At 53.2% G+C, this 1,358-nt stretch carries 2 protein-coding genes; both read right to left on the reverse strand.

Going from position 1 to position 1,358, the window contains the following annotated elements; all coding sequences use genetic code 11:
• A partial coding sequence (locus tag ACE4YL_RS08010; protein WP_461369482.1) for a hypothetical protein occupies positions 1 to 330 on the reverse strand: 330 nt, incomplete at its 3' end.
• A gap of 22 nt (positions 331 to 352) precedes the next feature.
• Positions 353 to 1,358: phage major capsid protein (locus tag ACE4YL_RS08015; RefSeq protein ID WP_461369483.1), on the reverse strand; the 1,006-nt coding region annotated here is incomplete at its 5' end.

Below are 1,358 nucleotides of genomic sequence, written 5' to 3' on the forward strand. Positions count from 1 at the left end.
AGCTGCAGCCTCAAAGGTCAGACCATTAATGGTGACTTTGTTAGTTGCTACTACGGTATCAACGGTCAGAGTAGCAGCAGCCACTTTTGTGTTGGCCGTAATGGTTGCGGCGTTGTTGGTAACCACCTTCCCCCCAGTACCTGCGGCATCCTGAGCCTGCATGACTTGACCAATAGAGGTCACTCCCGCAGCCATTGCGCCAGTCTCCCACACGAAAAGGGCTTTGTTCCTGAGCCCTAGGTTGTAGTAAGGCCCGGTCGATGCGCCGTTGATTGACGCGGGAACGATTGCTATATCAACTTTGTTAATCTCACTCAAAAGTTTAGCCATTGTATTCTATTCCTCCTTCCTACTACTGCAGCACGACGAACGGGCTAACAGTGGAAACGCCGTCACGGGCCAACAGCGGAGTGCTCAGCCAGGGCTGTCCGTCAACATTCCAGAACGCCTTGATGATAGTGCGGTTCTGCGTAAATAACGGGTGCTCGCTCATGCTGAGTGAGATACCGCTACCGTCTTTAATCAGGTAGTAGTTGAGGTCTACCAGTATCAGGTCGCCTTCTGCTCCTAATATCGGGCTCTGGTCGTTGAGCAGGAACGGGATACCAATCAGGGTGCCCGGTGCTCCTTCTCTTGCATTGGGCTGCCACACCAGGTTATTGCCGGCATCCACCATAGACATCAGCTGGGGCAGAATGGTCTGAGAACCTATCCATGCCAGGCGACCGCCGAACTTGGCGCGGGCAAACATGTTTACAACATCAGTATAGGCAATAGCTCCAGCACCTGCACGAGCTACCTGTATAGCAGCGGGATGTCCAATAATGCCTAAAGGCTGACCTGCACCGTTACCGGATAGGAAAGCATCTTCTTCAGCGGCAATTATCGCCTTGCGAAGTAGGCTAGATACCAAAGCACCAGCGGCCGCACTGTTACGGAGTAGTTTGTCGGTAACAACCACATGGGCGGCTACTTCGTTTGGTTCTAAGCGTATTTCGCGGAATAAGGGTTCGGTTTCAGGCTTGGTTGCGCCCTCTGCAATCCAGGATACCTGCACGCCTGCGTAAACGCCATTAGCGTTGCCCTGGTCTAGTGCCGGGATGGTGATAGCGGCATCGGGCGGATCTCCAGCCGGGATGACCTGCGCACGGGGTCTGAATATTGCGCTCTGGTCGTCAACCATCTTAATCTGGTTACTAAACTGTTCGGGTACGATAAACCCGCCAGAGGCACCGAAACCCATGTTAAGAAAACGTTTCTGGGTCTTGTCGCTCATTTCCCGGGCTCTCAAAGCCTGATCATGCGGGTTGTACTTTACAGTCTGCAAGAACTCGCCAAAGTCGCGGAACTCCTGTTCC

Origin of the sequence: Candidatus Darwinibacter acetoxidans, assembly GCF_041936445.1 — a bacterium.
Taxonomy (GTDB): domain Bacteria; phylum Bacillota; class Limnochordia; order Darwinibacteriales; family Darwinibacteriaceae; genus DTU010.